This window comes from Haloferax sp. s1 (assembly GCF_058382125.1).
Map to the genome: position 1 here is coordinate 1 of NZ_JBZRPK010000399.1, position 4,152 is coordinate 4,152.

3 protein-coding genes are annotated in these 4,152 nt (G+C 61.5%); all 3 read left to right on the forward strand.

Going from position 1 to position 4,152, the window contains the following annotated elements; all coding sequences use genetic code 11:
• Positions 1 to 1,091 (forward strand): ABC transporter ATP-binding protein (locus QT222_RS05200; protein ID WP_491476529.1); only part of this gene is annotated, 1,091 nt, incomplete at its 5' end.
• A gap of 25 nt (positions 1,092 to 1,116) precedes the next feature.
• The gene (locus tag QT222_RS05205) at positions 1,117 to 3,165 is read left to right on the forward strand and encodes a hydantoinase/oxoprolinase family protein (protein ID WP_491476530.1); all 2,049 of its coding nucleotides are present in this window, start codon (positions 1,117 to 1,119) and stop codon (positions 3,163 to 3,165) included.
• A 2-nt stretch (positions 3,166 to 3,167) separates the two neighbouring features.
• The coding region (locus tag QT222_RS05210) for a hydantoinase B/oxoprolinase family protein (protein ID WP_491476531.1) at positions 3,168 to 4,152 on the forward strand (985 nt) is incomplete at its 3' end.

Genomic DNA, 4,152 nt, shown 5'->3' on the forward strand with positions numbered 1-4,152 from the left:
CGAGTGCGGACAGAGTAACGAACCACGCTAGCGAGTCGACCCGGAGTCCGCTCGTCTCGATTCAGAATCTCAAGAAATACTACCCCGTCAGTTCGGGACTGCTCCGACGGTCCGCATCCTCGGTCAAAGCCGTCGACGGCGTTTCCTTCGACATCTACCCCGGCGAGACGTTCGCCATCGTCGGCGAATCCGGCTGTGGCAAGACCACGCTCGGAAAAACCGTCGCCCGGCTCTACGAGAGCACGGGCGGGACGATTTCCTTCGACGGGCGAGATATCACGGCGCTCAGCGGGAAGTCGCTTCGCAAGCTCCGGCGCGATATTCAGGTCGTCTATCAGGACCCGTCTTCGTCGCTGAATCCCCGTCGACGCATCGGGGCGATTGTCAAGGAGCCATTAGTCGTCCACAGTATCGGGACGAAAGCCGAGCGTGACGACCGCGTCGCCGAACTCCTGCGGCGGGTCGACCTGCCGGTCGAATTCCGGAATCGGTACCCGAACGAACTGTCCGGCGGGCAGAAACAGCGGGTTGCAATCGCCCGCGCGCTCGCGGTCGAACCGAAGTTCGTCGTCCTCGACGAACCGACGAGCGCACTCGACGTGAGCGTGCAGGCCAAGGTCATCTCGCTTCTCGACGAGTTACAGGACGAACTGGGACTGACGTACCTGATTATCAGCCACGACCTGAGCCTCGTCAAGAACATCGCCGACAGAATCGGCGTGATGTACCTCGGCAACTTCATGGAAGTCGCCGACAGCGACCGCCTCTTCGAAAATCCGGTGAACCCCTACACCGAGCAGTTGCTTTCTGCGATTCCAGTCGTCGAAGCGGCCGAGCGCGCGATGAAGCCCACGCAAGTGGATATCGAGGGCGAGACGCCGGACCCGATGAACCCGCCGAGCGGGTGCCCGTTCAACCCGCGTTGCCACCGGTCGTTCGAGGCGTGCGATGCGGTCGAACCGGTGTTAGTCGAAGTCGAAGACGGCCACCAGACCCGGTGTCTCCACAGTCCGGGCGAGAAGCGAGCGGACGTGCTCGACCAGTTACCGGAGGGCGTCTCGTTAGCCGACCGGTCGGTGGACGGAGAATAGAGTACAGACACCACACTATCACACCATGACAACACACGAAACACGAGTCGCCGTCGATATCGGCGGCACATTCACCGACCTCGTCGCGGTGAACGACGGGGAGTTAGCACTGGAAAAGACATCGACGACGCCGTCGAATTTCGCAGACGGCGTCCTCGACGCACTCGAAAAGAGTGTCGTTGACCAGACAACTGCCGACCAGTTCGTCCACGGAACGACGGTCGTCATCAACACGATTACCGAACGAACCGGCACGGAGACGGCGCTCATCACGACAGCGGGCTTCCGGGACGTGCTCGACATCACGCGAGCGAACCGACCGGACATGTTCAACTTCCGGTATCAGAAACCCGAACCGTTCGTCCCGCGCCGAAACCGCTGGGAGATTCCGGAGCGTATCGACCAGGCTGGCGAGACGCTGACTCCACTCGACGAAGCGGCCGTCCGAGACGCCGCGCGTGAAATCCGCGAGCAGGGACTCGATACAATCGCGGTCAGCTACATCAACAGTTACGAGAACCCGTCCCACGAGCGGCGAACTCGGGAACTCATCGAAGCGGAGTTCCCCGACGCCTACGTCACGCTCTCGCACGAACTCACCAAGGAGTACCGGGAATACGAACGGACCAACACGGCCGTCCTAAACTCGTACGTGCGACCCGTCGTCGACGACTACCTCGATAACCTCGAAGGACGACTTGAAGATGCGTCGTTTCGGGGGAACGCCTACGCGATGAAGTCGAACGCGGGAACCGCGAGCTTTTCGCAGGCGCGTCGAAGTCCGGTCGAGATGGTCGAAAGCGGCCCCGTCGGCGGCGTCTACGGTGCCGCCCGCGTCGGCGAGCGAATCGGCGAGTCGGATGTCATCAGTTTCGACATGGGCGGAACGACGGCGAAAACGTCGCTCGTGCAGGACGGCGAACTCACCATCGACACGGAATACTGGCTCGAATCGTCACCCCGCGACGAGGGGTATCCGCTGAAGATACCCGTCGTGGATATCGTCGAAATCGGCGCTGGTGGCGGTTCAATCGCGTGGGTCGACCAAGGCGGCTCTATCAACATCGGTCCGAAAAGCGCCGGTGCCGACCCCGGCCCGGCGTGTTACGGACGGGGCGGGACCGAACCGACAGTCACCGATGCCAATCTCCTCACGGGTCGACTAAATCCGGAGTACTTCCTCGGAGGGGAGATGGACCTCGATGTCGATGCCGCACGCGACGCGCTCGAACCGCTGGCCGACGAGTTCGGGACGAGTGTCCGTGAGGCGGCCCACGGGATACTCCGCGTCGTGAATTCGAGCATGTCGAACGCGCTCAAACAGGTCAGCATCCGCCGCGGCCACGACCCGCGCGATTTCGTGATGGTTGCGAGCGGCGGTGCTGGCCCGCTTCACGCAGCGACACTCGGCCGAGAACTCGGCGTCCGCGAGATGATTATTCCCCGCGCCCCCGGCCAGTTCTCGGCGTGGGGAATGCTCATGACGGACCTCCGGAAAGACTTCGCGCGAACTCGTGTGATGCCGTTCGACGGCGAAACCGCCGGGACGGTCGCCGAGGCGTTCGCCGAATTGGAGGCAGAAGCGTACGATGCCTACGCGCCGGAGCAGTCCGTATCTGAGGAGGACATCGAGATAACGCGAAGCGTCGACCTCCGGTACACCGGGCAGGAACACACCGTCAACACCCAAATTCCATCTGGGGACATCGGTCCGGAGGCAATCACGTCGACAATCGACCGCTTCCACGACCTGCACGAACAGTCGTACAACTTCAGCCTCGACGATGCAGTCGAGGTCGTCACGCTCCGGGTCACGGCGTCGGCACCGATGCCGAAACCCGAGATTGGACGGATTACTCGGGACGGGAACCCGGAAGACGCCATCAAAGGAACACGCGACGTCGATTTCGGAACAGAGGGTGTTCGCGAGACTCGCGTGTACGAGCGCGAAGCGCTTCCCGCGATGACCTCGTTTGACGGTCCCGCCGTCATCGAGGAACCGGCCTGTACCACACTCGTCCACCCAGACCAGTCGTTCGACGTAGACGAATTCGGCACACTCCACATCACATAACCATGTCAGCACACTCGCAGACGGAATCCACGGTCACAGTCGACCCGTTCACGCGGGAAGTAATCACGAACGCGATTCAGAGCGCCGCCGAGGAGATGTTCATCAATCTCGGTCGGACCGCGAAGTCGAGCGTGATTTACGAGACACTCGACTACGCCTGCGGCATCACCGACGCCGATGCGAACGTCGTAGCACAGGCAAACGGCGTCCCCGGATTCCTCGGAACGCTGAAATTCTGTGTACAGGACACCATCGAGAAGTTCGGAACCGACGGATTTGCACCCGGCGATGTCGTCCTCCTCAACGACTACCACGGCGGAACGCATCTCAACGACGTTGCGATGGTCGCCCCGATTTTCGTGGACGGAGAACTCGTCGGATTCACCGCATCGAAAGCCCACTGGACCGACGTCGGCGGGAAGGACCCGGGGTCGTGGACGACAGATGCGACTAGCATCTTCCAAGAAGGTATCCAGTACCCGATGGTGAAACTCTACGAGGGTGGCGAGTGCAACGAGGCGGTTCGTGACATCGTGATGGCAAACACACGGTTACCGGACGTGACCCACGGCGATATGGAAGCACAGCGGTCCTCGATGCAAGTCGGCGCAGAGCGTGCCGTCGAAGTATTCGAGCGCTACGGCGTCTCGAAAGTCAAAGCGGCGATTTCGGAGTACTTCGATGCGGGAGAGCGCCTCGTTCGAGAGGAGATTCGAACCCTCCCGAACGGAACGTACACCGCGACGGACAACCTCGACGACGACGGGATTACGAACGAACCAGTGCACGTCGAGGTCACCGTCACAATCGACGACGAGACGGTCGAACTCGACTACACCGGCACCGATTCCGAGACGGCCGGGCCAATCAATTCGCCGTACGCCGCGTCGGTCTCCGATATTCGCGCTTTCTTCCAGGCGATTACGCTCCCCGACGCAGAAACGAACGAGGGATTCTTCCGCCCGCTCGAAATCACGATTCCAGAGG